Origin of the sequence: Streptomyces sp. NBC_01320 (assembly GCF_035974375.1) — a bacterium.
In the GTDB taxonomy this organism is placed as follows: Bacteria; Actinomycetota; Actinomycetes; order Streptomycetales; family Streptomycetaceae; genus Streptomyces; species Streptomyces yanii.
The window spans coordinates 7,391,315-7,418,150 of record NZ_CP108390.1; the positions used below are offsets into that span (position 1 = coordinate 7,391,315).

General features: G+C 70.6%; 22 protein-coding genes, 1 tRNA gene and 1 pseudogene. 18 read left to right on the forward strand and 6 right to left on the reverse strand.

Annotated features, from left to right (window positions below; translation table 11 throughout):
- The first annotated feature begins 30 nt into the window (after positions 1–30).
- The 9 genes from OG395_RS33635 to OG395_RS33675 all read left to right on the forward strand — a co-directional run bounded on the left by OG395_RS33635 (position 31) and on the right by OG395_RS33675 (position 12,921).
- Positions 31–2,778: an alpha/beta fold hydrolase gene (locus tag OG395_RS33635; RefSeq protein ID WP_327246274.1), complete on the forward strand. Its 2,748-nt coding sequence runs from the start codon at positions 31–33 to the stop codon at positions 2,776–2,778.
- The gene (locus OG395_RS33640) at positions 2,775–3,650 is read left to right on the forward strand and encodes an ABC transporter permease (protein WP_327246275.1); all 876 of its coding nucleotides are present in this window, start codon (positions 2,775–2,777) and stop codon (positions 3,648–3,650) included. The genes OG395_RS33635 and OG395_RS33640 overlap by 4 nt, the downstream gene beginning before the upstream one ends.
- A gap of 140 nt (positions 3,651–3,790) precedes the next feature.
- Entirely contained in the window at positions 3,791–5,404 is a 1,614-nt protein-coding gene (locus tag OG395_RS33645; RefSeq protein ID WP_327246276.1) for a vWA domain-containing protein, read from the forward strand.
- A 207-nt stretch (positions 5,405–5,611) separates the two neighbouring features.
- Positions 5,612–6,433: a glycoside hydrolase domain-containing protein gene (locus OG395_RS33650; RefSeq protein WP_327246277.1), complete on the forward strand. Its 822-nt coding sequence runs from the start codon at positions 5,612–5,614 to the stop codon at positions 6,431–6,433.
- 110 nt (positions 6,434–6,543) lie between these two features.
- Positions 6,544–7,002, forward strand: coding sequence for an anthrone oxygenase family protein (locus OG395_RS33655; RefSeq protein WP_327246278.1), 459 nt, complete (start codon positions 6,544–6,546; stop codon positions 7,000–7,002).
- 133 nt (positions 7,003–7,135) lie between these two features.
- Entirely contained in the window at positions 7,136–8,428 is a 1,293-nt protein-coding gene (locus OG395_RS33660; protein WP_327246279.1) for a sensor histidine kinase, read from the forward strand.
- Positions 8,401–9,060, forward strand: coding sequence for a response regulator transcription factor (locus OG395_RS33665; RefSeq protein ID WP_327246280.1), 660 nt, complete (start codon positions 8,401–8,403; stop codon positions 9,058–9,060). Before OG395_RS33660 ends, OG395_RS33665 begins: the two co-directional genes overlap by 28 nt.
- Positions 9,061–9,257: 197 nt before the next feature.
- On the forward strand, positions 9,258–9,734 hold the full coding sequence (locus OG395_RS33670) for a phospholipase (protein ID WP_327246281.1): 477 nt from the start codon (positions 9,258–9,260) through the stop codon (positions 9,732–9,734).
- Between the two features lie 121 nt (positions 9,735–9,855).
- Entirely contained in the window at positions 9,856–12,921 is a 3,066-nt protein-coding gene (locus OG395_RS33675) for a SpoIIE family protein phosphatase (protein WP_327246282.1), read from the forward strand.
- A 244-nt stretch (positions 12,922–13,165) separates the two neighbouring features.
- Here OG395_RS33675 and OG395_RS33680 read toward each other — a convergent pair whose 3' ends face one another.
- Complete coding sequence (locus OG395_RS33680; protein ID WP_327249537.1) at positions 13,166–13,405, reverse strand: WYL domain-containing protein; 240 nt, start codon at positions 13,403–13,405, stop codon at positions 13,166–13,168.
- Positions 13,406–13,500: 95 nt separating this feature from the next.
- On the opposite strand from OG395_RS33680, the pseudogene OG395_RS33685 reads away from it, so the two are divergent.
- Positions 13,501–13,683: pseudogene (locus OG395_RS33685) on the forward strand (hypothetical protein); the annotation flags it as partial.
- Positions 13,684–13,845: 162 nt separating this feature from the next.
- Here the strand turns inward: OG395_RS33685 and OG395_RS33690 are convergent.
- Positions 13,846–14,514: a ScbR family autoregulator-binding transcription factor gene (locus OG395_RS33690; protein WP_327246283.1), complete on the reverse strand. Its 669-nt coding sequence runs from the start codon at positions 14,512–14,514 to the stop codon at positions 13,846–13,848.
- Positions 14,515–14,662: 148 nt separating this feature from the next.
- On the opposite strand from OG395_RS33690, the gene OG395_RS33695 reads away from it, so the two are divergent.
- The 3 genes from OG395_RS33695 to OG395_RS33705 all read left to right on the forward strand — a co-directional run bounded on the left by OG395_RS33695 (position 14,663) and on the right by OG395_RS33705 (position 17,430).
- A complete protein-coding gene (locus OG395_RS33695; RefSeq protein WP_327246284.1) occupies positions 14,663–15,634 on the forward strand; it encodes a ScbA/BarX family gamma-butyrolactone biosynthesis protein in 972 nt (323 codons plus the stop codon).
- Positions 15,631–16,581 (forward strand): NAD-dependent epimerase/dehydratase family protein, encoded by a 951-nt coding sequence (locus OG395_RS33700; protein ID WP_327246285.1) that lies wholly within the window; start codon positions 15,631–15,633, stop codon positions 16,579–16,581. Before OG395_RS33695 ends, OG395_RS33700 begins: the two co-directional genes overlap by 4 nt.
- A 537-nt stretch (positions 16,582–17,118) precedes the next feature.
- Positions 17,119–17,430 (forward strand): winged helix-turn-helix transcriptional regulator, encoded by a 312-nt coding sequence (locus OG395_RS33705; protein ID WP_327249538.1) that lies wholly within the window; start codon positions 17,119–17,121, stop codon positions 17,428–17,430.
- Positions 17,431–17,515: 85 nt separating this feature from the next.
- On the opposite strand, the gene OG395_RS33710 is transcribed toward OG395_RS33705, so the two are convergent.
- Positions 17,516–17,791, reverse strand: coding sequence for a hypothetical protein (locus OG395_RS33710; protein ID WP_327246286.1), 276 nt, complete (start codon positions 17,789–17,791; stop codon positions 17,516–17,518).
- A gap of 338 nt (positions 17,792–18,129) precedes the next feature.
- Between OG395_RS33710 and OG395_RS33715 the strand changes: the two genes are divergently transcribed.
- A complete protein-coding gene (locus tag OG395_RS33715; protein ID WP_327246287.1) occupies positions 18,130–18,345 on the forward strand; it encodes a hypothetical protein in 216 nt (71 codons plus the stop codon).
- Positions 18,346–18,542: 197 nt separating this feature from the next.
- On the opposite strand, the gene OG395_RS33720 is transcribed toward OG395_RS33715, so the two are convergent.
- Positions 18,543–18,615, reverse strand: a tRNA-Arg gene (locus OG395_RS33720).
- Between the two features lie 318 nt (positions 18,616–18,933).
- Between OG395_RS33720 and OG395_RS33725 the strand changes: the two genes are divergently transcribed.
- The 4 genes from OG395_RS33725 to OG395_RS33740 all read left to right on the forward strand — a co-directional run bounded on the left by OG395_RS33725 (position 18,934) and on the right by OG395_RS33740 (position 24,756).
- Entirely contained in the window at positions 18,934–20,580 is a 1,647-nt protein-coding gene (locus OG395_RS33725) for a dynamin family protein (RefSeq protein ID WP_327246288.1), read from the forward strand.
- Positions 20,577–22,508 (forward strand): YfjP family GTPase, encoded by a 1,932-nt coding sequence (locus OG395_RS33730; RefSeq protein WP_327246289.1) that lies wholly within the window; start codon positions 20,577–20,579, stop codon positions 22,506–22,508. Before OG395_RS33725 ends, OG395_RS33730 begins: the two co-directional genes overlap by 4 nt.
- Before the next feature lie 92 nt (positions 22,509–22,600).
- Positions 22,601–23,098: a single-stranded DNA-binding protein gene (locus tag OG395_RS33735; protein ID WP_327246290.1), complete on the forward strand. Its 498-nt coding sequence runs from the start codon at positions 22,601–22,603 to the stop codon at positions 23,096–23,098.
- Positions 23,099–23,313: 215 nt separating this feature from the next.
- A complete protein-coding gene (locus OG395_RS33740) occupies positions 23,314–24,756 on the forward strand; it encodes an LAETG motif-containing sortase-dependent surface protein (protein ID WP_327246291.1) in 1,443 nt (480 codons plus the stop codon).
- Between the two features lie 535 nt (positions 24,757–25,291).
- Here the strand turns inward: OG395_RS33740 and OG395_RS33745 are convergent.
- Together OG395_RS33745 and OG395_RS33750 are read right to left on the reverse strand one after the other, a co-directional pair.
- Positions 25,292–25,585 (reverse strand): GYD domain-containing protein, encoded by a 294-nt coding sequence (locus tag OG395_RS33745; protein WP_327246292.1) that lies wholly within the window; start codon positions 25,583–25,585, stop codon positions 25,292–25,294.
- A 674-nt stretch (positions 25,586–26,259) separates the two neighbouring features.
- Positions 26,260–26,802: a DUF4262 domain-containing protein gene (locus OG395_RS33750; RefSeq protein ID WP_327246293.1), complete on the reverse strand. Its 543-nt coding sequence runs from the start codon at positions 26,800–26,802 to the stop codon at positions 26,260–26,262.
- Positions 26,803–26,836: the final 34 nt, after the last annotated feature.

Consider the following 26,836-nt stretch of genomic DNA (forward strand, 5'->3'; position numbering starts at 1 on the left):
GCGCGAGGGCCGTGCGCTTAGGGTCGACACATGCAGACCCCTGACTCCCGATGGCGCCGGTGGACCCGTAAGCGCAGCCGGTGGGCGGCGGCCGTGGCCGCGCTCGTCGTGCTCGCGGGTGCCGGTACCTGGACCGCGGTGGCCGACGACCGTGCGCCCGCCGTGCACCGCGAGGACCGGACGATGCGGATCGACGGGGTGTCCCTCGACACCTCGTACTTCACGTCCGGCGGTTCGGAGCGACGGCCCGCCGTGCTGATCGGGCACGGCTTCGGCGGTTCCAAGGACGATGTGCGGGCGCAGGCGGAGGAGCTGGCTGGTGCCGGGTACGCCGTCATGACCTGGTCGGCCCGCGGGTTCGGGAAGTCCGGCGGGGAGATCTCGCTCAACGCGCCCGACCACGAGGTCAAGGACGTGTCCGGGCTGATCGACTGGCTGGCCCGGCGGCCCGAGGTGCAGCTGGACGCGAAGGGCGACCCGCGGGTCGGCGTCACCGGCGCCTCGTACGGTGGTGCGGTCTCGCTCCTCGCTGCCGGATACGACCGGCGCGTCGATGCCATCGCGCCGGTGATCACCTACTGGAACCTTGCCGACGCACTCTTCCCCGACGGGGTCTTCAAGAAGCTCTGGGCCGGGATCTTCGTCACCTCGGGCGGCGGTTGCGAGAAGTTCGAGAAGCAGCTCTGCGCCATGTACGAACGGGTCGCCGTCTCCGGGAAGCCGGACGCCGCCGCGCGTGCGCTGCTCAGTGAACGGTCGCCGAGCGCCGTCGGCGACCGCATCAAGGTGCCCGCGCTCATCGTGCAGGGGCAGTCCGACTCCCTCTTCCCGCTCGGCCAGGCCGATGCCATGGCGCGGACCATCAGCGGGAACGGCGCACCCGTCGCCGTCGACTGGATCGCGGGCGGACACGACGGCGGGGACATGGAGAGCGGGCGGGTCGAGAACCGGATCGGGGCCTGGTTCGACCGCTATCTGAAGGAGGACAAGGGAGCCGACACCGGACCCGCCTTCCGCGTCACTCGTACCGGAGGCATCGATTCCACGGACGGGGCGGCGCTCCGGCGCGGGGCGAGCAGCGACACGTATCCCGGGCTGGCCAGCGGCGACCGGGAGATCGCGCTGACCGCGACGAGCGACGGGCCGGGCATCGTGGACGCAGGCGCAGGCGCAGGCGCAGGCGCGGGCACGCTGGCGAGTGGCGGGCGGAGCGGTGGATCCGCGGACCGACGGACGCAGACCTTCCGCAACCCCGCCGGTGCCAACCCGCCCGCCATCTCGGCCGTCCCGGGCGTCGGCGGCGGCATTGCCCAGCTCTCGTCCCTCGGCGTCGGCCTGTCGATCGACTTCCCCGGCCAGTACGCCCGCTTCGACTCCGCGCCGCTCGATACGTCGATGCGCATCACCGGATCGCCCACCGTCCGCGTGAAGGTGACGGCCGGGCAGGGCGACGCGGTCCTGTTCGGCAAGGTGTACGACGTCTCGCCGGACGGGAAGCAGCAGGTGCTGCCCGCCCAGCTCGTCGCCCCCTACCGGATCACGCCGGAGCGGCAGAACAAGACCGTCGAGCTGACCCTGCCCGCCGTCGACCACGCACTCGACGCCGGACACCGGCTCCGGCTCGTCCTCTCCGCCACGGACCTCGGCTACGCCTCACCGGCCGAGCCGACCACGTACAGCGTCTCCCTCGCCGGCCCGCTGACCGTCCCCACCGCCCCCGCGGTGAAGACGGCATCGACCGCCCTGCCGTGGTGGACCTGGGGGCTCCCGGCGGCGGCCGCCGTCATCGCTCTCGCCCTGCTGCTCACCGCACGGCGGCGTACCGCGACCCCCGCCCCCGACCCGGTGCTCGCCGAGGTCCCCCTCCAGATCACCGGACTGTCGAAGAAGTACGCCAAGTCCGCCGACCGCTACGCCGTGAAGGACCTCTCCTTCCGTGTGGAGAAGGGCCAGGTCCTCGGACTCCTCGGGCCCAACGGCGCGGGCAAGACCACCACGCTCCGCATGCTGATGGGGCTCATCACGCCCGACGACGGCGAGATCCGCGTCTTCGGGAATGCCATCCGGCCGGGCGCGCCCGTACTGTCCCGGGTCGGCTCGTTCGTCGAGGGCGCCGGTTTCCTGCCGCACCTGTCCGGGCGCGCCAACCTGGAGCTGTACTGGCAGGCCACCGGACGCCCCGCCGGGGACTCGCACATCGAGGAGGCCCTGGAGATCGCAGGACTCGGTGACGCGCTGGCCCGCGCCGTGCGTACGTACTCCCAGGGCATGCGGCAGCGGCTTGCGATCGCCCAGGCCATGCTCGGCATGCCGGACCTCCTCATCCTCGACGAGCCGACCAACGGGCTCGACCCGCCCCAGATCCGCGAGATGCGGGACGTGATGATCCGCTACGCGGCCGGGGGCCGGACCGTCATCGTCTCCAGCCATCTCCTCTCCGAGGTCGAGCAGTCCTGCACCCACCTGGTGGTCATGGACCGGGGCCGACTCGTGCAGGCCGGACCGGTCGCCGAGATCACCGGCTCGGGCGACATGCTGCTCGTCACCGTCGCCGAGGAGATCGCCGAACCGCTGGTCGAGAAGATCGCCGCACTCCCCGGGATCGGCTCGGCCGTCCGTACGGACGACGGGCTGGGCCTGCTCGTCCGGCTCGACGGCGTGAACTCCTCCCGGCTGATCGCCGAACTGGTCCGGCTGGACGTGCCGTTGACGGGGGTCGGGCCGCACCGTCGCCTGGAGGACGCGTTCCTCACTCTGATCTCCGGAGGCTCCGCATGAGTGCCGCAGTCGATGTCACCCACGCCGCCGAGGCGCCCGGCTACCTGGCCCGGCGCACCCTGCCGCTGCGTGTCGAGGCGGTTCGGCAGCTGCGCAGGCGGCGCACCCTGCTGATGGGCGGGGTGCTGGCGGCGCTGCCGTTCATCCTGATCACCGCCTTCGCGATCGGCGGCACCCCGGGCTCCCGGGGCGGCGGCGACCGGCTCACGCTGATGGACACCGCGACCGCGTCCGCCGCGAACTTCGCCGCGACCTGCCTGTTCGTCTCGGCCGGGTTCCTGCTCGTGGTGCCGGTGGCACTGTTCTGCGGGGACACCGTCGCCTCGGAGGCCGGCTGGTCCTCGCTGCGCTACCTGCTTGCCGCACCCGTGCCACGGGCCAGGCTGCTGTGGAGCAAACTCGTCGTGGCGCTCGGCTTCAGCCTGGCCGCGATGGTGCTGCTGCCGCTCGTCGCACTGGCCGCGGGAGCGGCGGCGTACGGCTGGGGGCCGCTCGAACTCCCCACCGGCGGTGCGCTCGCGACCGGCGACACCGTGCCGCGGCTCGCCCTCGTCGTCGCCTTCATCTTCGTCTCCCAACTGGTCACTGCCGGGATGGCGTTCTGGCTGTCGACGAAGACCGACGCCCCGCTGGGCGCGGTCGGCGGTGCGGTCGGGCTGACCATCGTCGGCAATGTGCTGGACGCTGTCACCGCGCTCGGCTCCTGGCGCGACTTCCTGCCCGCGCACTGGCAGTTCGCCTGGGCGGACGCGCTCCAGCCGGACCTGGAGTGGGGTGGCATGGCGAAGGGGGCGTCGATCTCGGTGACGTACGCCCTGATCCTGTTCGCTTTCGCGTTCCGCGGGTTCAGTCGTAAGGACATCGTGTCCTGACGTTGATGTTCCGCGGCGGTTCGCGCCGTTTTTGCCCGCCGTTGCCGCATCGAGACTGTTCCGCAACGTCTTCGTCTGCTCCCCGGAGCCGCCCCGAACGTCACATTCACAAGTGCTGACGCGATGGTTGGGGGTACGGGATGGAAAACCGGGCGCATGGCCGGACGTATCGAAGGACGCTCGGCCTGGTGCTGGCGGCCGGGATGCTTGCGGGTGGGGCGCTGCTCACCGGCTGCGGGGCGGGGGAAAGCGGGTACAACTCGTCGGCCAAACGTGCCGACGGTCCGCAGGGGACGAGCGGGGGCGGCCAGGTCGTCCCCGCGCCCGCGCCCGGCGCCGAGGACGACGCCTCGCAGAAGACGGAGGACAGGCCGGAGAAGCCCGTCGCGCCGGACTATCTCTCCACGTTCGCACTGGACGTGGACACCGCCAGTTACGGGTACGCGCGCCGCAAGCTCGGCGACGGCGAGCTGCCGGGGGCGGAGACCGTACGGCCCGAGGAGTTCGTCAACAGCTTTCGCCAGGGCTACCGGCGACCGGCCGGCAACGGATTCTCGGTGACGGTCGACGGGGCACGTACGGGCGAAGGCTCCGGTGACTGGTCGCTCGTACGGGTCGGTCTGGCCACCCGTGTCGCGGACGAAGGCGGCGAACGCCCGCCCGCCGCGCTGACCTTCGTCGTCGACATCTCCGGCTCCATGGCCGGGACGGGCCGCCTCGACCTGGTGAAGAAGTCCCTCTCGATCCTCACCGACGAACTCCGCGACGACGACTCCGTTTCCCTGGTCACCTTCAGCGACAAGGCGAAGACCCTGGTGCCGATGACCCGGCTGCGGGACCACCGCGGACAGATCCGTGACGCCGTCGACTCCATGGAACCCACCGACTCAACCAATGTGGAAGCGGGTGTCCGGCGCGGTTACGAAGAGGCGGTCGCCGGTCACCGTGCGGGCGCGAACAACCGGGTCGTCCTGCTCTCCGACGCCCTCGCCAACACCGGCGAGACCGATGCCGACGCCATCCTCGAACGGATCGACGACGCCCGCCGCGAGTACGGCATCACCCTCTTCGGCGTCGGCGTCGGCAGTGACTACGGGGACGCGCTGATGGAACGCCTCACCGACAAGGGCGACGGCCACACCACCTACATCGGCGACGAGACCCAGGCCCGCAAGGTCCTCGTCGACCAGCTTCCCGCCCACATCGAACTGCGGGCCCGCGACGCCAAGGCGCAGGTCGCCTTCGACCCGAAGAACGTCAAGCAGTTCAAGCTCATCGGGTACGAGAACCGCAAGGTGGCCGACGACGACTTCCGCGACGACAGCGTGGACGGCGGCGAGGTCGGGCCCGGGCACACGGTGACCGCGCTCTATGCCGTACGGCTCCGGGACGGCGCCGCCGGACATGTGGCGACCGCGACGGTGCGCTGGCTGGACCCGAAGACACGGGCGCCGCACGAGCAGTCGGGAGCGGTCGGGACCGGCGCGATCGACGGCAGCCTGTGGGGCGACGACGGCAACAAGTGGCTCCAGGTGGCCGCGGTGGCGGCGTACTTCGCGGAGGAACTGCGCGGCGGCACACTGCCGGGTCAGCCAGCGCTCGGTGAACTCTCCACCCGGGCATCGGCGTTGGCGGCCGGGACGGAGGACAGTTCGGTACGGAAGCTGGCGACGGCGATCGCGCAGGCGGACCGGCTCCGGGGCGACGACAGGGGGCCCGGCGGCGGGGGCGAGCAAGAGGGCGAGATGGGCTGACCCGGCCGGGGGCACCCGATTCGGTCAAGGAAGTCTCAGAGTTGGCTCAGGTTTGGGCAAGGGAACCGCTCATACGGTCGATCTCAGATCTCCGTATGAGAAGGTTTGCTGCTTCCGAGTCGCCTGTTGACGCAGTGTCCAGCCGACTCCGTCTCGTCCCTTGTCGTCCCCGTACTCATCGTCGAGGTCTCTGTGTCGAATCACCGCATGTCGAAGAAGCGTCGCCGGATAGGAATGGCGCTGGCCGGGGTGGGCGTACTGGCCGGTGCCGCGTTCGCCGCAGAGGCGGCCACCGCGACCACCGTCACCCGGCCCGCGCCGACCGTCTTCACCGGCCACGCCTTCGACACCTGCACCGCACCGACGCTCACCACCATGCAGAAGTGGCGGGCCACCTCGGTGTACCGGGCTGCCGCCGTGTACATCGGCGGGAAGAACCGCGGGTGCGCCCAGCCCCAGCTCACCCCGTCCTGGGTGAAGTCCGTGAGTGCCGGGGGCTGGAAGCTGATCCCGCTGTACGTCGGCGCGCAGCCGCCGTGCCAGACCAGCAACAACCCCGAGAAGATGACCGCCGCCAACGCCACCGCGCTGGGCGCCACCGACGGCGCCGACGCGGTGACCAAGGCGTCCGCGCTGGGCATGAGGACCGGCAGCCCGGTCTACCTGGACATGGAGTACTTCGACCCCACCAACACGTCCTGCGTGAACACCGTCCTCGCCTACATCCGCTCCTGGGACAAGACGGTCCACGCCAAGGGGTACTGGACCGGCTTCTACGGCTTCAGCAACTCCAGCGCCGCCGTCGTCGCCAAGGCCACGACGCGCACCGACCTGCCGGAGATCCTCTGGTACGCCCGGTACGACGACATCTACTCCACGACCACCGGATTCCCGTACGACAAGACCCTGTGGACCGGGCACCGCCGCGGCCACCAGTACGCGGTCAACAAGAAGGTGACCCACGACGGGGCCACCCTCACCATCGACCGCGACGCGTGGGACGCGCCGGTGGCCGTCGTCGCCAAGTAGCGCCCGGCGGACGTGAAACGGGGGCGGACGGGGGCAGGGGGCGGGCCGGGCAGCGGCGCCTTGGCGAAAGGGGGCCGCGCGACCCGCCCCGCCGCGCGATGATGTGCGCCATGGCCTCTCTGCTGCTCGCGCTCGCCGCCGTCACCACCGGTCTCTACGCCGGCTTCCTGGTGTGCTTCACGACCGGGATCATGCCCGGCCTGAAGCTTTTGCCGGACGACCAGTTCACCGCCGCGATGCGCCGCTTCAACGAGAAGGTGCCGGGGCCGGTGTTCCTCGTCCTCTTCCTCGGCGTGATCGCCTTCCCGGTCGCCGCGCTCGTCGTCCCCGTCGACGGCCGGACCTCCGCCGAGCGGGGACTCGTCGCAGGAGGGCTGGTCTGCGCGGCGCTCAGCCACCTTCTCACCGTGGGCGGCAACATCCCGCTCAACTCGGCGCTCGCGGCGGCCGAGGGCGGCGACGACAGCGCGGCCCGCCGGGCATTCGAGTCCCGCTGGACCGCCCTCCACCGGATCCGCACCGTGCTCTCGGCAGCGGCATTCGCGCTGCTGGTCGCTGCCGCGGTGTAGCCCTTGGACCAGGTGGAAGACCTCTTCAACCGCCGAGCCGCCGCGGAGAGTCCCGGGGGTATGCCCAGCCCTACCCCCGGGACTCCGGCAGCACGGATGGTTCCGGCGGAACAGCGTCTTCTACGGTGGGGCCATGCGCCCTCGGAACGTGTGGCAGGCCCTGCCGGGACCCCGCTATCTGCTGTCGTCGTGGCCCTGGCGGTCGGCCGGATACCTGCTGAGCGGAGCCGCGGCAGGCGTCGTGGTGCTGTTCGTGATCACGCTCGGCGTGCTGCTCGGCGGTGCGCTCACCCTCGTGGTGATCGGGCTGCCGCTGCTCGCGCTGACGGCCCTCGCGGGGATCCCGGTGGGGTCCCTGGAGCGGGTACGGCTCCGTCTGATGGGCCGGGCCCCGGCGCCCGACCCGCACCGCCGCCCGGCCGAACCCGGGCTGTGGAGCTGGCTGGCGTTCCGTTACCGGGAGTCGGCGACCTGGCGGGAACTCGGGTACGCGCTGCTCTGGGCCGTGGTCCTGTGGCCGCTCGACGCCCTCGCGCTGGGTGTGTGCGTGGCCGTCCCACTGGCGCTGCTGTCCACCCCCGCGGTGATGCAGGTGTACGGGAACGGCGAAGAGGCCCGCGTGGTGAAGCAGTGGACGGTCACCACCTGGCCCGAAGCCTTCGCCACCGCTGCGCTCGGCCTCGTCCTCCTCGCGCTCGGCTGCTACGCGCTGGGCCTCCTGGCCGGGGCGAGAGCCGGACTGGCCCGCCTCCTCATCGCCGACAGGGGCGACGACAGGGGGGACAGGGTCACCGAACTCACCCGCTCCCGGGTCCGGTTGGTCGACGCCTTCGAGGCGGAACGGCGCCGCATCGAACGCGATCTCCACGACGGCGCCCAGCAGCGCATCGTCGCGCTCACCATGACCCTCGGACTCGCCCGCCTCGACGCGCCGCCCGGCCCCCTCGCCGACCAGTTGGCCAAGGCCCATCAGGAGGCCGGTCAGGCACTGGCCGAACTGCGGGAACTGATCCACGGCATCCATCCCAAGGTCCTTGCCGACTACGGGCTGGAAGCCGCCGTCTCCGACGCGGCCGACCGGTCCGCGACCCCCGTCGACCTGGAACTGGCGCTCCCCGGCCGGTTCCCCGAGGCCGTCGAGGCGGCCGCGTACTTCGTGGTCTGCGAGGCGCTCGCCAACGTCGCCAGGCACAGCGGTGCGAGCCGCGCCGAGGTGACCGGCGGCCACGCCGCGGGCCGGCTCTTCCTGGAGATCCGCGACGACGGGCGGGGCGGTGCGCGCACCGGTGGCGAAGGAACCGGGCTGACCGGTCTCGCCGACCGGGTCTCCGTACTGGATGGGAGACTTGCGCTGTCCAGCCCGCCCGGCGGCCCGACCCTGTTGCGTGTGGAGATTCCTTGCGAGTGGACCGATCGCTCCGCGTAGTGCTGGCCGAGGACAGTGTGCTGCTCCGTGAAGGTCTCATCGGACTGCTCACCCGCTGCGGCCATGAGGTCGTCGCCGCAGTCGGCGACGCGGAAGCGCTCCTCGCGGCCGTCGCCGCACACACTCCGGACATCGTCGTGACCGACGTCCGGATGCCGCCCGGTCTCCAGGACGAAGGACTTCGTGCGGCGGTGGAACTCCGCGAGAAGCAGCCCGCTCTGCCGGTGCTGGTGCTCAGCCAGTACGTGCAGCGGACGTACGCCGCCGAACTCCTGGACTCAGGAGACGGATCCGGTGTCGGCTATCTGCTCAAGGACCGGGTCGGCCAGATCGAGGAGTTCATCGACGCCCTGCGGGAGGTCGCCGACGGCGGCACCGTCGTCGACCCGGAGGTCGTACGCCAACTCCTGCGCCGCCGCCGCGATCCGCTGGAGCGGCTCACCGCACGCGAACGGGAAGTGCTCGCCCTGGTCGCCCAGGGCAGGTCGAACGGCGCGATCGCCCGCGACCTGGTGGTCTCCGAAGCCGCGGTCGGCAAGCACATCGGCAACATCCTCGCCAAGCTGGATCTGCCGCCCGCCGACGAGACACACCGCAGGGTGCTGGCGGTGCTGGCGTTCCTCCGCGCGTAACTCCCCTTCCCGTGGCCGCCCGTGCGACAGTGCTGTGAGTGATGCGGCGTCAACTGCCCTGTTCCGCAGTCGATGTACCTCTGTGTGCAGGGCATACAGCTCCCGTATACATCCGCGACAGTCCGCTGCCGGATGCTGTGCCCGTCCCGAGCGAAGACCGCCGGGACAGTCGCGTTCCCTCACCAAGGAGCTCCCCCATGCGCCGACGCCTCACCGTCCCTCTGGCCACCGCCGCCCTCGCCCTGTCCGCCGCACTTCTCCCCGCCGCCGACGCCACCGCCGCGCCCGCCGACAAGCCGCAGGTCCTCAGCGGCTGGACCCAGACGAGCGCAAGCAGCTACCAGGCGTTCTTCGCGGCCAGAGGCAACCGGAGCGCATGGAGTGCGTACGGATTCGACTGGTCGACCGACTACTGCTCCACCTCGCCGGACAACCCCTTCGGCTTCCCCTTCGCCAACTCCTGTGTCCGCCACGACTTCGGCTACCGCAACTACAAAGCGGCCGGCACCTTCAGCGCCAACAAGGCCCGGATCGACAGCGCCTTCTACGCCGACCTGAAGAGGGTCTGCGCGGCATATTCGGGCGTCAAGAAGGCCTCCTGCGACGCGACCGCCTGGACCTATTACCAGGCGGTCGACAAGCTCGGCTTCACGGCGGTGGTGGACGCCGCGTAGCCAGTCCCGCGGTAATCGCCTGCACATTCGCTCGCCCGTACCCGTACGTACAATTGAGTGGGCAATATAACTCATTCCGGGCGCCCTGTGTCCTATGCGGGTTCGCGGAAGGAAGTGAGCGATGGCTGAGCGGCTCCTCATGGACAAGGCCGGTGCGGCACGGCTTCGGATGATCATCGAAGCGGGGGTTGGGCTGGGAGGAGTTGATTTGCTCGGATTCGCCCTGGAACACGCGGTGACGGAGGCCGACGGACTGGGCGGAATGGTCCATGTGAGGGGTCCCGGGGACCGGGGGCTGCTACTGATGGCGACCAGCGGGATCGTCCGCACCGTGGCCCAGGACTGGGAAGAGATCGCGGTGGACGACGACACCGCGCCGGCGCGCGCGGTGGCCGGTGGCGCCTCGGTGTGGATGTCCGCTCTGGGCGGGCAGAGCCTCAGCCTCCCCGAGGTCTCCATGACCCCGCGCAGCACAGGGGGCGGTACAGAACGCACCGGAGAGGGTGGTGCGGGCGGCGGCGCGAGCAGTGCGGACGACAGCGCACAGCGCGACGGCCGGGGCCCCGACAGCCCCCTCGGCCACCACCCCCACGCCGCCGCCCCCTGGTCGCCGCTCTCCGCGCTGCCCGCAGGCAGCGGGCTGCTGGCCGTTCCGCTCCTCACTCCGGACGGGGTCGTGGGCGCGCTGTCCGTGCTCACCGTCGGCGAGGGGCGGCCCACGCCGCAGCAGCGGTCCGCCGTCGAGACGCTCGCCGCCTGGGCCGCCCTGCGGCTGCGGGAGCCCTCGATGGACTGGGGCAGGGCCGACCCCAGGCGGCCGGGGAAGGAGCCACCCGTCACCCGGCTCCGGGAGGCGCTGGAAGCGATCAAGGTCGGTTCCTGGGAATGGGACCTGGCCACCGGGGAGCAGCTGTGGGACGAGTCGACGCTCGCCATCCTCGGTATGGCAGGGCAGTCCACGAACCAGCGCTTCGACACCTGGAGCGAGCTGGTCCACCCCGATGACCTGCCGTGGCTCCTGGTCGAGATCGAGCAGGCGATCCGAAACCAGCGGGTGTCCGGTGTGGAGTACCGGATACGCCGCCCGGACGGGACCACGCGTTGGGTCAGTTCGCGGGGCAGGGTCCTGCCGGGGGAGGGCGGCCGGCCCGGCCGCATGGTCGGCACGGTGTGGGACACCACCGAGAGCCGGATCGCCCGGGACTCGGTCAGCCGCGCGCTGCGGCACATGAGCGATGCGTTCTTCGCGGTCGACGGCGAGTGGCGGATCACCTTCCTCAACATGGAGGCGGAGCGGCTCCTCGGAGCCTCGCAGGAGCTGCTCGGCCAGAACCTGTGGGACGCATTCGCCGAGATCGGTATCGACGCCGTGGGACTCGGCCTGCACGCGTCCTACCGGCGGGCTGTCGACCGCAGCACCCCGGTCGGCTTCGTGGTGCGGTGGCCCACCAACCGGCGTCAGTACCAGATGCGGCTGATCCCGGTACCGGACGGCCTGATGGTGTACGCCACCGATGTCACCGAGATGCGGTCGCGTGAGGCCGAGTCCGTCGCCGCGGAACGCGTCACAGCCGACCGCAACGCCCGCGTCACCGCGCTGGCCGGTGCCCTCGCCGAGGCCCTCACGGTGCAGGATGTCGTGAACGCCGCCGCCGAGCGGATCATGGCGCCGTTCGGCGCCTCCGGTCTCGTCGTCCATCTCATCGAAGCGGACACGCTGCACGTCGCCGGGCAGGTCGGATACCCGGAGACGTTCTTCCGCGACTTCGAGGGAATGCCGGTCGGCGACATCGCCCCGCTCGACGAGGTGCATCGCACGAGAACGGCCGCCTTCATCGACTCGGTGGAGGAGTACGTCGAGCGCTACCCCCGGATGGCCGACCGCCCGGCCGAGGCCAGGAAAGCGTCCTGGGCGTTCCTGCCGCTGATTGTCTCCGGCCGCTCCGTCGGCTGCTGCGTCGTCTCCTTCACCGAGCCGCGGCGTCTCGGCGGTGAGGAAAAGGCTCTGCTCATCACACTCAGCGGACTGATGGCGCAGGCCATCGAGCGTGCCCGGCTGTTCGACGCCGAGCACGTGAGGGCCCAGGAGCTCCAGCGGGGACTGCTGCCGAGTGAGCTTCCGACGCTGTGCGCGGTCAGCACCGCCGCCCGCTACATGCCCGCCAACGAGGGCATCGAGGTCGGCGGCGACTGGTACGACGTGATCCCGCTGTCCGGCGCCCGGGTGGCGCTGGTCATCGGCGATGTGATGGGACACGGCCTGTCCGAGGCGGCCACCATGGGGCGGCTGCGGACCGCCGTGCACACGCTCGCCGATCTGGAGTTCCCGCCGTCCGAACTCCTCACCCGTCTCAACCAGGTGGTGAACGACCTCGGCGACGACTTCTACGCCACCTGCCTGTACGCCGTGTATGACCCCGTCACCTGCACGTGCAAGTTCGGCTCCGCCGGGCACCCGCCGCCGGCCGTCGTGTATCCGGACGGCACCACCGAGTTTCTCGACCACCAGCCGGATCCGCCGCTGGGCACCGCGCGCCCGCCGTTCGAGACCACGGAGGTGGTTCTCCCCCAGGGCAGCCTGCTGGTGCTCTACACGGACGGACTGATCGAATCCGCCACCCGCGACATCGACCGGGGCATGCTCCACCTGACCAAGGCGCTGTCGGGTGCGGCGGCCGCCGCACGGGAGGACGATGCCGCGGGCAGCTCGCCCGGGCTGGAGCGGCTGTGCGACAACGTCCTGGCCGAGCTGCTGCCGGGCACCCAGCTCATGGACGACGCCGCACTGCTCGTCGCCCGCACCTTTGCGATACCGGCCGACTCCATTGCCAGCTGGACACTTCCCGACGGCCCGATCGCCGCGAGCGAGGCACGGCACCATGTCCGCGACCAGCTGGAGGGCTGGGAGCTCGACGAACTCGCCATGACCGCCGAGCTCCTGGTCAGCGAGCTGGTCGGGAACGCGGTCCGGTACGGCAAAAGCCCCATCGCCCTCCGCCTGCTCCGCGCCGAGGGGCTGATCTGCGAGGTCTCCGACGGCAGCCTGTCCACACCCCGCATCCGCAATGCGGCGGACACCGACGAGGGCGGCCGCGGTCTGCAACTGGTCGCCGCCCTCGCCCACCGCTGGGGCGCCCGCTACACCGCCACCGGCAAGTGCATCTGGACCGAACAGCCGGTGACCTGACCGTCGTGCGGCGGTTCAGAAGGGCGTGCCCCGTGTCCCTGCCAGGTCCGCGGGCCGGCGTAGGCCCGGCGGCGCTCCGGCTCCGCGTCGACCTCCGCCTCCGCCGTGCGGCGGAATGCACCACGGCGACACCGGCCGCTCCTCGCAACCGGGAGGCGTACGCGCCCGGTGACGGTGCGGCGTGGCCGGTCTCTTCCGGGCCGTCGGCCCAGGCGCGGCACGAACAGGCGGACGGTGCGCCGGATCAGCGGCGCCGGTCGACACATTCGTCCGGGACAGCCGATTCCTCTCCCGTCTCCGCCGACGGCCAGTAGAGGGAGGCCAGTTCGCCCGCCAGGTACGCCAGCCGTTTACGGGCCTCCGGCGGCCCGAGCACCTCGACCTGCGATCCGAGACCGGCCAACTGCCGTGCAAGAACGTCCAAGGACGGGCCATCGGCCTCGATCTCCACCCGCCCATCGGCGAGTTCACGGCCGATCCGCAGCCGCGCGCCCGGTGCTCAGCCTTCAGGCCGGTGCGGACGGCTGCCTGGTCAAGCCGTACGGCTACCGGGAACTCGTGGCCTGCATGGTTGCCGTCATGCGGCGCACGGTGTCCTGGTCGAGGACATCCACGATTTCGCGCGGCCCCTGCACATCGACCCGTGCAGCCGGCAGGTGCGCGTCGGCGAGCAGGTCGACGAGGTCACCCGGAAGGAGTTCGACCTGGGCCGGCTCCAGCCGCACCGTCGACACGCATGTGAGCACCCTGCGCAGCAAGTTCGGGGACAGCGTCTGGATCGTCACGGTCCGAGGCGTGGGGTACCGCCTGGGCGAAGGGGCGGCGAGCTGCGCGCCGTACCCCACTCCCGCTGCGCAGTGTTTCGTCGCTTTTTCCGGACGTGCGGTATGGAAATTCGCCCGGCCGGAGTCCAGGGACGGGCCCCTACTCCTCTTCGCCCCCGGCCTCGGGTGCGTCCGGCTCCTCGACCGTGGCCAGCAGCCGTTCGGCGCGGGTCTCGGTGATCTCAAGCATGGCGAGCACGGCCGGCAGGGCAATGCTCGGCAGTACATAGCGCAGCAGCATCGAGATCCGTTGCTCCAAGTCCTCTCGCTCGCAGAGAACTTGGGACATCTCCTGGATACCGGAGAAGGCGCCGGCCAGGAGCTGCGCGGCCTCCGCGGGATTGACGTGGGACAGCACCTCGCCCTGCTGCTTCGCTTCGATCAGCAGCGTTTCGAGCCGGGCTATCCAGGAGTGGAACGGCAGGCCACGGTCCAGTTCGCCGCCTCCCTGCTCCATCGCCAGCCCGACGCTCGCGCGCACCAGCGGCTCGTGGCGGAGCCGGTGGGCCAGCACCAGACCCTGGTCGACCAGTTCCTGCAGCTTCGTCAACTGGCATGGCAATGCGCCGACTTCCAGCTGTGCCTCCATCACTCCGAGGGCCAGCTCCTCCTTCGAGGCGAAGTGGAAGTAGAGAGCCCCCTTGGTCACGCCCGCCCGCGCGAGAATCTCGCTGATGGTGGCGGATCCGTAGCCGCGCTCGTCAAAGACAGTGGCAGCCGCCAACAGGATCGACTGCCGGGTCTGGATCGCTCGAGCTTGTTGGGCCATCGGCTGTGCGTTCCTGCCTCTCGTGGTGTTCTGGTCTTGAGTACACCGGCCGGACTGTGGAAAAACCAGGGCCGTCGGTATCTTACCGTGGGGGAGAGAGACGCTCCCTCATGGATTAGCTGGGGGTATTTCCATGGTTGATATTGATTTGCCCGATACTGTCACCCGCGCCGAGACCGAACCGTCCGGTCTCTATCGGTTGACGATCCCGCCGCAGAGAGGCTGGATAACTGATGTCTCGCATGAACTCGTTCACCGCTCCGACCCCAGGGACATCTTTCCCACCGCCTGGTGCAGGCTGAGCGATACGGAGTTCTCCGTATCGGCCCAATGGCCGCGCATGCACCACTTCTTCGCCGTCACATCGGGCCGCCACCAGGATCCGCTGCTGATAGCCGAGACCATGCGGCAGGCGACGATGATGCTGGCCCACGCGGAGCTGGGAGTCCCGGTCGACGACCAGTTCGTGATGTGGGACCTGGCGTACGACACCGTCGTACCGGGTTTCGCCCTGGAGGTCGCGTCCGGAAAGGTCCTGATCGCTCTGACCTGCTCGGATGTGCGCAAGCGGGGCAAGAGCCTCGCCGGTATGCGGGTCGACCTGCGCTTCCACCGGGGCAGCACCGTGCTGGCGACCAGCTCGGGTCGGATCAGCTGCACGTCGGCGCGCGCCTACCGCCGCCTGCGCCAGGACCGTCTGGACATGGTGGGCCGTCCCGTACCGCTGTCGCCCGGTGCGGATCCGTACGAGGTGGGCCGGACGGCGGAGTCGGACGTCGTACTGACGCCGACACCCCGGCCCAACCGCTGGCGGTTGCGGCTGGACACCACCCATCCGACCCTGTTCAGGCGCCCGAACGACCATGTTCCCGGCATCCTGCTCCTGGAAGCGGCCCGCCAGGCAGCCGTCGCTGTCACCCCGGGACACACATTCCTCCCGACGTCGGTGGAGATCGCCTTCCACAAGTACGCCGAACTCGACAGCCCGTGCTGGGTCGAAGCCGAGTTGATGCCCTCCGACGACAGTTCCCGGACCATTGTGCAGGTACGCGGACAACAGGACGGCGAGCCGGTATTCACCAGCGAACTCGCCCACACACATGAGGACGACCGGTCGTGACCACACACATCCTCGTCACCGGGGCGAGTGGCTTCGTCGGCAGACATGTGGTGGCGGCTGCGGACGCCGTCCCCGGGCTCCGGTTGCGTCTGATGGAGCACCGGGCGTCCGTGGACGTCCCCGCCTCCGCCGCCGTCTCCGGCATCGAAACCGTGCATGGGGACCTCGCCGCCGTCGCATCGTTGCGAGGTATCTGTGACGGGGTCGACACGGTGATTCACTGCGCCTCGCAGATCAACGGGGACGAGCGAACGGTCCGGTCCGTGAACGACCTCGGGACTTGGGCGCTGGTGGAGGAGGCGCAGCGCGCAGGCGTCGCCCGCATCGTCTATCTGAGCACGGCAGCCGTCTACGGACGCGGGCCGTTCAGGGACCTGGCCCCCGGCCGGGCGCCGCTCGCACCGGGCTCGCTCACCAGCGTCACGCGTGCCGCCGCGGAGCGCCATGTGCTGGCCGCGGGCGGGACCGTGCTGCGCCCTCACCTCGTCTACGGCGAGGGGGACCGCTGGGTGATACCCGGCCTGGTCGCGCTGGTCCGGGAACTGTCGTCCGGCCTTGCCGGGTACGCCGCCCGGCACTCCATGATCGATGTGCGGGTGCTGGGCCGGGCTCTGCTCGCCGCGGCGCTCTCGCCCCGGGAGACCGCAGGTGTCCACCATGTCAACCACCCTGATCCGGTGGCCTGTTCCGAGCTCGTCGCGGCAGTCTCCGCCGAGCTCGGACTGGAGTGGGGTGCCGCCGACATCGCGTTGGACGAGGCCCGGGCACAGCTCGCCGGCTCGCCGCGCCTCCTGCACGCCCTCCAGTTGCTCACCGTGGACCACTGGTTCACCGATGACTGGGTCTGGGAGTTCCTCGACTGCGATCCCGGTGGCGGGTTCAAGGCGGACTTTCCGCTCCATGCCGACTGGTACAGGAACTTCCTGACGCCTGCCGGGCAGGGATGACCGGGCAGGGCGGTGGGCCGACCGCAGCCCGCTGCGGGCCGGCGCAGTACGTAGCGGTTCTGGGGTCGATCGCGTCGAACTGGCCGAGCTTCAGTTGCTTCCCGGTGTCGTGGCCCGGATCCGAGGGCCGGACGAGCTGTCCGTCGAAGCGGCGGGGCGAGCGGATTCCAAGGGATTTTGGCCCCGTCAGGGGCGTTGGAGGCGAACGGGAGCGTGGCGAGGCCGAGAGCGGAGGCACCCTCTCCCGGAAGGGTTCTTCGACTGAGCACCTGACGTCCCGTCATCGATGCGATGGGTAGGGGATGTCAGGTGCGGCGCTGGACACCCCACGCTCGCCGGGGGAACGTAAACGAACGGGTGTGTCCGGCGCCGCGTCTGTGGGGTCGCGCCGGGCGGTGCGGTCTCCGGCACGCCGCCGGGCACCGCGGGACCACGCGCCAGGAGAGAGCGACGCCTGCATGGCGGACCCCGGGAAGCGTCGCTCCCGGGGCGGGAGTTCCGTCCACCTCGGCGGTCGCTCCGGCCCAGGCGCGCCCCATCGGGCCGGTGGTCGACATCGTCTTCAGTCGCTGGACCACCCCGATCCTCTGGGCCCTGCACACGTTCGGGCGGCAGCGCTTCGTGGAGCTCGAACGCCGCATCGGCACCATCACGTCCAAGGTGCTGACGCAGCGACTGCGGCAGATGGAGCGGGACGGTCTCGTGCTGCGCACCTACTGCCCGGAAGTGCCGCCGCGGGTCGAGTACGAGATCAGCGACTTCGGCCGGAGCCTCTCGCCGCTGTTCGCCGTGCTGGCCGACTGGTCCCAGGTCAACCTGGAGCGGGTCGAGGAGGCCCGGCGTGCGTAGGACGCCCCCGGTGTGACCGGTCCGGTCACGAGCCGTCGCCCCTGAGCGTCCGGGTGACGCAGGAACCCTCCGCTCCGGCGGTCCGTCACGACGGAGGGTTGGCCGCCATCCGGCAGGCACCGTTCGCGGCGCCGCCCGGCACGCCGGCCCCGGTCAGGGCACTCACGCAGCCTTGCAGGTCACCGTGCACACCTTGGGTGCACGCCGTTCCGACGGTGTCCGAGACTTCGACGCCCGCCTGCTGGACCATTTTCGTGCAGGCCGGAATGTCCGCGTGGGCGGCGGGAGCGGCGAAGGCCACGCCGCCCAGTGCGAAGATCAGGCCAGTGAGGACTCCGGCTGTACGGGCCGACGTGCGCATGGGAGCCACCTGCTCTCAAGGGTTGGTCGGGGACTCGCGGCTTCAAGGCGCCGAGCAGCGGACGCGGCCGGTGTACAACTCTGGTCCCGGGCCCCCGCACCCGTCGGCTCGGCAGGGCCGCCCCTTCTCCGTCCGACGCTAGAACAGTCCGCCGCCGCGCGCACTCCGGCCCGGTGCCGGGACACTCCCCAGCCGGTTTCGTGAACACATTGCGACGGAGGAACTCAAGCCTGTGATCTGCTCTTCCCGGGGAGAACGGTGGCCTGCTCTCTGGAGAGGTATTCCGGCGGGCCTGGCGGACCGCGCGCAAGGAGGTCCTCGCCCCCGAGGAGTTCGCCTTGCCGCTCGGCAAGCGGGCCTACGACCTTCGACACACCTGCCTGACGACATGGCTCAACAACGCGGTCCCGCCGGCGCAGGTGGCCGAAGAGGCGGGCAACAGTGTGCCGGTCCTGCCCGCCACGTACGTCCGGCCCACCTCCGGACAGTTCAAGGACCATCAGAAGCGCATCGAGTCCAGCGGCGACATCCCCGAGCTGTCGGCAGAGGGGTGAGCCCACCGGGAAAACGTCGACACGTATTCGACAGAGCCACCCGCAGAAACCCGGTGACAGCCGGACGGCGCCGGACCCTCCCCACCATGACCTGGGGACGGTCCGGCGCTTACGCGTTTGCTACAGGGCCCTCGCTACCGTGCCAAGACGAGCAAAAAGGCCCTCCCGAGGGAGGGCCTGATGTCGTACGGGCAAAGTGCCCCCGGCAGGACTCGAACCTGCGGCCAAGCGCTTAGAAGGCGCCTGCTCTATCCACTGAGCTACGGGGGCCGGGTGGTGGCCTCGGCGGCCTGGAGCCCTGGGGCCGGGCCGGTCCGTGACCTTGCCGGGACAAGGATAGGGCTCCGATCGCCTCGACCCGGTTGCCTCACCTGCGTGGCACGATGTGTAGGTTCGGTGAAGCGAACCGATAATCGCAGGTAGGCGCGGCTCGCGCATCGCTTTTGACGCCTCGCGCCCCGGGTGTTGTGCACTCGTTATGCCTGCGCCCCACTCGCCCCCTCTGTCCCGACGGCGCAATCGGCGCGCAGAGGTGGCTATACGCTTCAAAAAGGCTCCAAAATTGGGCATTCTTCGCATGTGGTGACCATGGACGTACGGCCTCAGCTCATCGACGCACTTTCCGCCCTGCGCGACCGTGTCGCCGCCGTGCGTCTCCCACTCCCTCTCCCCGGGGTGACACGCGCCCGGCAGACCAGGGTCGAGCTGCTCGCACAGCTCGACGACTACCTGCTTCCCCGGCTCAAGGATCCAGAAGCGCCCGTGCTCGCGGTCATCGGCGGATCCACCGGCGCCGGGAAGTCGACGCTCGTCAATTCGCTCGTGGGGCGGCGGGTCAGTGAGGCCGGGGTACTGAGGCCGACCACCCGGATCCCCGTCCTTGTCTGCCATCCGGATGACCACCACTGGTTCGCCGGGGGCAGGGTGCTGCCACAGCTGACCCGGGTCTGGCTGCCGCCGGTGGAGTCCACGGATCCCGGCCTCTGCGACGAGCTCGACGGCCTCGACGACGGTACGGAGGAGGCCGGGACCACGCTGCGGGTCGAGACCGCCGCGAGTCTGCCGCGTGGGCTCGCGCTGCTCGACGCCCCCGACATCGACTCGCTCGTCGTACGCAACCGGGTGCTCGCCGCCGAACTCATCTGCGCCGCCGACGTCTGGGTCATGGTGACCACGGCCTCCCGGTACGCCGACGCGGTGCCGTGGCATCTGCTGCGTACCGCGAAGGAGTACGACGCCTCGCTCGTCACCGTGCTCGACCGGGTACCGCACCAGGTGATCGGCGAGGTCTCGCGGCAGTACGGGGCGCTCCTCACCAAGGCGGGACTCGGTGAGGTGCCCCGGTTCACCATCCCGGAACTGCCCGAGTCGGCGGGCGGCGGCAGCGGGCTGCTGCCCACCAGCGCGGTTGCCCCGCTGCGCGCCTGGCTCAGCCACCGCGTACAGGATCCGGCGGCCCGTCAACAGTCGGTGGGGCGTACGGCGTCCGGGGTCATCGAGTCGCTGGACGTACGGATGCCGGAGCTGGCCGGTGCCGTCGCCGCGCAGCACGCCGCGGCCGTGCGGCTCACCGGCGTGGTCGAGGACGCCTACCAGAAGGAGGGTGCACGGGTCCGGCAGCGGGTGGAGAACGGTGGCGTGCTCTCCGGGGACGCTCGTACCCGATGGCGCGGATACCCGCACTTCAGCACGTCCGAGGAACTTCTCGAAGCGCTGGTGGACAGCCTCGCCGTGCTGCTGCAGTGCGCCGTGGCCGCCGCCGACGAACAGATCCGGACCACCTGGCAGCGCGAACCCGCAGCCGGTGTGTTCGGGATCGCGGGCCGGGAAGCCGGGGGATGGGGTCCCGCCGAGGATGTCCGGGGCCGGATCGCCATGGCCGTACGGCGGTGGCGGCGGGTCCTGGAGGAGCTGGCCGAGGAAGAGGTGCGCCGGCTGGAACGCAGCGCCGCGCCTGACGCCGAGACGGTGGCCGCGCTGCTGGCCGCCGCGCTGCTCGGCGGCCGTCGTGCCCGCAGCGCCGGGGAGCAGCTCGCCGAACGCATCGGAGCCCAGGGTGCGCTGCGGCTGCGCGACAAGGGCGGGGCGCTGCTGACCAGTTACCTCGACCGAGTGCTGGGCAGCGAGCGCGACCGGCGGCTGGCGCCGCTCGACGCGCTCGACGTGGCCCCGGAGCCGCAGGCCGAACTGATTGCCGCGCTGTCCGTACTGCAGAAGGAGAGGTGGCAGCGTTGACTGCCGTCACTGACCAGGATCACGGCCAGGAACAGGGCGAGGCCGGTGGTGTCGTCGTATGCCAGGGCCGGCACATCCCCGCGTCCGAGGGCCGGTGGGACGACGGGCTCATCGCCCGGCGCGCAGCGGTCCTCGCCAAGGATCCCGAGGACCCCGAGGCCGCCCCCGACGACGACGCAGGTCCTCCGGTCGAGGCGTACGTACGCGCCGGCGGCCTGCTCCGGCCGCGGCTCGACGCGCTGCGCGAACTCGTCGGGCTGTCCCGGGCCCGCCTCGACGCGACCACGCTCGCCGAGGCGGGGCGCGTACTCGACGAGGCCGCCGCACGACAGCGGCTCTCGTCACGGCACACTGTCGTCGCCATCGCCGGGGCGTCCGGCAGCGGCAAGTCGATGCTCTTCAACTCCCTGGCGGGCGCTCAGATCTCCGAGACGGGGCTGCGTCGGCCGACCACCGCCGCGCCCCTGGCCTGCTCCTGGACCGACGGCGCCGCTGGACTGCTGGACCGGCTGGCCATTCCGGGACGGCTCAGGCGCAGGCCGCAGCAGGGCGGTACGGAGGCGGACGAGGCGCTCCAGGGGCTTGTCCTCGTCGATCTGCCCGACCACGACTCGGCAGCGGCCGGGCACCGCGAGCAGGTCGACCGGGTGCTGGCACTGGTGGACGCGGTGATCTGGGTCGTCGATCCCGAGAAGTACGCGGACGCCGCCCTGCACGAGTGCTATCTGCGGCCGCTGGCCGGCCATGCGGAAGTCACGTTCGTCGTCCTCAACCAGGTGGACCGGTTGCCCGGTGACGCCGCCGACCAGGTCCTCGACGATCTGCGCAGGCTCCTCGACGAGGACGGCATGGCGCTCGGCGAACACGGCGAACCGGGCGCCACCGTCCTGGCGCTGTCCGCGCTCACCGGCGAAGGTGTCGGCGAACTGCGTGAACTGCTCGGCCGGTTCGTGCAGGAGCGCACCGCAGCGGCGCTCCGGCTCTCGGCCGATGTGGACGCCGCGGCGGCGAAGCTGCGTCCGGTGTACGTCGCCGAGGGGCGGCCGGGACTCGGGGAGCGGGCCCGCGAGGAGTTCGCGGACCGCCTGGGGGAGGCGGTGGGCGCGGCCGCGGCCGGCCAGGCCGCCGAACGTGAGTGGCGCAGGAACGCCGGGCGGGCCTGCGGGACGCCGTGGCTGCGGCTGTGGCGGTGGTACGAGTCCACCCGGCGGCCGGGAAGTCCGGACCGGGCGGCGGCAGTGCCCGCACCGCCGGAGGAGCAGCTCACCGCCCGGCAACGCGTCGAGCAGGCGGTACGGACGGTGGCGGACGCCGCCGCGGACGGACTGCCGGGTCCCTGGGCGCAGGCGGTCCGAGAAGCCGCGGTGCACGGGGCGACGGGGCTGCCGGAGGCGCTGGACGAGCTGGCCGAGAAGGCCGGAACGGTGGGGCACGGGCGGGCCAGGGGCGCAGGCGATGACGCGGGGCGCGGTACTGCGGCCGCAGTCTGCGGTGGGGGCGTGGTGGCCACCGGTGTGGCCGGTGCTTCGGGTGTGGCGCACAGCGGGCGGGTGGGAGGCAAGCCGCCGAGGCCCGCATGGTGGCCCGCCGCCGTGCTGGCACAGGCGTCCATGTCGCTGCTGCAGATCTTCGGCGGGCTCTGGCTGGTCGGCCAGATCATCGGCGTCATCGAACCGGGACTGCTCACGCCCGCGCTGGTGATGCTGGCGGGCGTGATCGGCGGGCCACTGGTCGAATGGTCGTGTGCGGCGGCAGCCCGGGGGCCCGCCCGGCGGTACGGCCAGGAGGCCGAGCGGCGCCTGCGCGAGGCGGCGGGGGCCGTCGGCCGGGCAAGGGTGCTCGATCCGGTGGCGGCCGAACTGGTGCGGTACCGGGAGGTGCGCGAGCGGTACGTGACGGTGACGGAGATTTCCACAACCGGTCGGTAGTACACAGCCCTCAGCAGGATCCCCGCCTCTCCTTCAGCATGAGATCAGTGACCGCGCGGCAGCGGTCACGGAGCCGAAGGGGAGGCGGAGGCATGAACGAGACCGTGGTGACACTTGTGGGCAATGCGGCGACCGGGGTGGAGTTCCGGGAGACTTCGACCGGGGGAATGGCGCGATTCCGGTTCGCCGTGACGGCCCGCCGCTGGGACCGGGAGCAACAGCTCTGGACGGACGGGCACACCAGCTTCTACACCGTGTGGGCGTGGCGCACACTGGCGGCGAATCTCGCGGGCTCGGTCTCCGTCGGAGAACCGCTGCTCGTGCACGGCCGGTTGAAGGTGCGCGAGGAGGAACGGGACGGACAGCGGCGGACGTCCGTGGACATCGAGGCGGTGGCGGTCGGACACGATCTGACACGGGGGACAGCGGCCTTCCGGCGGGTGCTGCGGGGTGACCCGACGCTGACGGCCCGACAGGGCAGGAGGGACGCGGCAGTCGCAGCGGGTGAGGCGGCGGGGTCACGCGAGCAGGCACCGGTGGAGATGATGATGCGTCAGGAGCCGATCCCTGAGCTGGCGTCGGCGCCGTGACCGCGCCCGGGGCGGGCTGAGCGGGGGTCGGCGGGTCGCAAACAGTTCCGGCGATAACGATTCTGATTCGGAATGGTTGTACGACGGTATGACGAAGGACTGCGCTTCGTCGCTTCCTTAGGATTCCCCAGTACTCACGGGGCACTTGAGTCGACTGGCGGGGCAATCCCCACACGCGCATCAGGCGCGGAAGGCCCTGCCCGGAGGGGACATCTGTGTTTTCTGCTTCTTCAGCGACCATTTCATCGTCCAACGCGGGGGCGAATCCGCCACGGGGCCGGGGCATTGCCCAGCTGGCCGCATCGGTGGTGGCATCCGGACTCGTCATAGCCGGGGCCCTCGTCGGCGCGGGCACTGCGTCCGCCGACGAGGCGCCGCAGCACCAGGGGGGTGCCACCGCAGTCCTGGACGGGTTGAAGACCTTCGACCGGGCTGTGCTCACCACGGACGGGAAGAAGCAGGAGCTGCCCGCCGGGCTCTTCGAGATGACCGTCGACGGCGGCGGCAAGCTCAAGACGTACTGCATCGACATCCATAACCCCACTCAGGACCAGGCGAAGTACCTGGAGACCCCCTGGAACCAGACGTCGCTCGGCGCCAACAAGAACGCGGGCCGGATCCGCTGGATCCTGGAGCACTCCTACCCGCAGATCGACGACCTCGCGGCGCTCGCCAAGCAGGCCGGCACCGGGCCGCTCACCGAGCGGACCGCGGCGGCGGGCACCCAGGTCGCCATCTGGCGTTACTCGGACAACGCCGATGTCGAGGCCAGCGACAAGCAGGCCGAGAAGCTTGCCGACTGGCTGGGCAAGAACGCCGAGGACGTCGCCGAGCCCAAGGCGTCCCTCGCCCTGGACCCGGCCGCGGTTTCCGGCCGGTCCGGTGAGCGGCTCGGGCCGGTCACCGTCCGCACCAACGCCGGTCAGGTCTCGGTGACCCCGCCCGCGGACTCCGCCAGCGGCGTCAAGGTCACCGACAAGAGCGGCAAGCCCGTCACCGCCGCCGTCAACGGCGCCGAGCTCTACTTCGACGTCCCGGCGGGTGCCGCCGACGGCACCGCCTCGCTGACCGTCCAGGCCACCACCTCGGTGCCGGTCGGCCGGGCCTTCGCCGGAGTGACCAAGAGCCAGACGCAGATCCTGGCCGGCTCCAGCGAGTCCACGGTCTCCGCGACCGCCACCGCGACCTGGGCCAAGAAGGGCGCGATCCCCGCGGTCACCGCGAAGAAGAACTGCGCCAAGGGCGGCTTGGACGTCACCGCGAGCAACGAGGGCGACGAGGCGTTCACCTTCGAGCTGGCCGGCATCAAGCACACCGTCGAGGCCGGCGCGTCGGAGACGGTGACCGTCCCGGTCGCCGAGGACCAGGCGTACGACCTCACGATCACCGGACCGGGCGGGTTCACCAAGACGTTCAAGGGCGTCCTGGACTGCAAGACCAGCGGCAGCTCCACCGGCGGCACCGACACCCAGACCGTCGACCAGCCCGCCCCGGTCTCCGCGGGCGGCAGCTCGACCGGGACCGGGGGCGACCTCGCCGAGACCGGTGGCTCGAGCGCCACTCCGGTCATCGCGGGCATCGCGATCGCCCTGGTCGTCGTCGGCGGCGGCGCGGTCTTCCTCCTCCGGAAGCGGAAGACGCAGACTGCCGCGGAGTAAACACTGAGTGACGCATCGGGGCCACTCCGTCACGATGCGCTGATGGCAGCCCCGGTACGCCCACGCGTACCGGGGCTGTCGCGTACCGGAAGGCACCCATGGGGCGTACCGTCAGGCGGACGGGTTTCCGTCTTCCCGTGGAAGAGGGGCGCGAGGTCACAGACACTTCGTGCGGAACGCGTTGCCAGAAGAGCACCCGGATGCCGCTCCGCATTGGGGCACGGGCTTCCTCTGCTCATGGACGCCACAATCGCCCGGTGAGTGATTGGTGCGTCCTGACCTTGGCCGGTTCGCTCCAGCCGACATCAGTGGCCGCCGTCAACAGGCGCCAACAGCTGCAGGCGCGGCCGCACGCCCGCCACCTTGCCAAGTGAATTGGCTGGAGCGCCTGGCGCAGTAGGGCTGAGGGACCGACCTGATAAGGATGAGGCCCTTCGGCCCATGCTGGTCACGAGGTCGCGTCAGTCCAGTACTTGCAAGCCGCGCTTGCTGAGTCGGCTCGCCGGACGCCGTCGCTTGCAGTGTGTGGAGGTCTTCAGCCAGCCTTGGCGATGATGCGATCCATCTCCTGTTGATCGAAAGCCCGCAGAGTCGTGGTCCGGACGTTGCCCACTCCGCCGAGCTGGAGGAGTGTCGCGGTGGCGGTTTCGTCGTCGGGCGCCTCGACGACGGCCACGAGGTCGTATGGACCGACGGTCCAGTAGATACTCAAAAGCTTCGCCCCGAGCTTCTGTGCCGCTGCGGCGAAGGCCTCGGCGCGTTTGGCGGTGTCCTTGTAGTTTCGGACCCCTTGATCGGTCCAGTTCAGCAACGTGACATACGTCGCCATCGTCCTTCACCTCCACGAGGAAACACATTGTGAGGACAATGCTGGACATCACGACTGAAGCCTGCACGAGGTGCGCACCTGAACGAGCTATACGAGCGATCACAGGCGGTTGATCACGGTGGTCGGAACTTGCGAGAGTCGCTATGCATTACAGCCGCGCTGACCTGCAAAGAGACACTCGGCAGCTTTGAGGTCGCCTCAGCTGCCCCGCTCCACCGGAGCCCCGCTCCACCGGAGTGCGCATCGAGGGGCAGGCCGACATCCACGCCTGACATCAGCGGCAGCGGACATCACCGGATCGCACAGGTGCCGGCAGGGCTCCAGCTCGCGGCCGCCAGGGCCGGTGGGCCCACCAGGAACCGATTGAACGGCCAACTTTCTGAGTGAACAGGTCCACGATCACGGCTGCGGGAATCAGCGCCGGCGACGCCAGGCGCACCACGGCGAAGCCGAGACCTTGAGCAGGAAGGAGGGTCGCCCCGTCGGTCGTCCGCCGGGAGCGATGCGGGGGCCGACGGGTCACGGCATTCTGGCGATCTGTTCGGTCTCAGGCCATGGCTTTGCGGCCTGCCGGCATCGTGCCCCATCGGCCACGTGCCGGATGGCCCGGACAAGGCCGACACGGCGCCACCCGCCCGTCCGTCCGGGCATCCGATGTACGTATGACGCTTGGGTCAGTCGAGGTCCGCCCACGGCCCAGTGGTCTCGCCCTTGGGAATCCACAGCAGAGGCTGGCTCGCGCGGCAGTACTCCTCCGCCTCGTCCTCCCAGGGAAAGCGGCCGGCTTTGTCCGGCCAGAACAGTTGCGTGATCGGGAGCGGGGGAGCCTGGTAGAAGTCGATCCCGGCGCCGAAGAAGTCCTGGTACCAGCTGGGGTGCACAGGGTGGACGGCGACCGAGTAGCCATTCAGGATGTCGTCTCGTACCTGTTCCGGTTCGAGGGGGCGACCGTTCCGGATCTCGGCCCCGGCCGTGTTCAGGATGGTCATCATCGTTTCGACCCGCAGCCCGAAGACGCAGACCTCAGGACTGCGCAGGGTGTGCCACAGGCCGATGGAGTAGGCCCAGTCCGCCGGCGCATCGCCTCCGGCGCCGACGCCCATCACATGCCAGCCGAAGTCAGTCACGCTCGCCGAGACACGGCTGTCGCGTTCCTCCCAGGCGGGACCCTCGGAGGGTGGTGCGCAGAGGAGGCAGGAACAGGGGGAGTCATCCATCCGAGGATGCTAGAGCCACCCCTGATCAAGAACG